1 rRNA gene is annotated in these 258 nt (G+C 54.3%); it reads right to left on the bottom strand.

Annotation, left to right across the window (positions count from 1 at the left end):
* Positions 1-81: ribosomal RNA gene (rrf, locus tag GCU69_RS03430) — 5S ribosomal RNA — on the bottom strand; the annotation flags it as partial.
* Between the last annotated feature and the right edge of the window lie 177 nt (positions 82-258).

Genomic DNA, 258 nt, shown 5'->3' on the forward strand with positions numbered 1-258 from the left:
TGCAGTACCATCGGCGCTGAAAGGCTTAGCTTCCGGGTTCGGAATGTAACCGGGCGTTTCCCTGACGCAATAACCACCGAAACACTATCGGACTGCCCCGCACAAAAACGGGACTCGACAGGTTCCAAGCGAACAAGCACACTCTTCAATTGAGTCAAGCTGGTTCCACCGGTAACTGTTCGTTATCCGGGAACCACACAGTGGACGCGAGCAACTGAGGACAAGCCCTCGGCCTATTAGTACCAGTCAACTCCAACC

It is taken from the genome of Streptomyces lycii (assembly GCF_009735685.1).
GTDB classification, from domain to species: Bacteria; Actinomycetota; Actinomycetes; order Streptomycetales; family Streptomycetaceae; genus Streptomyces; species Streptomyces lycii.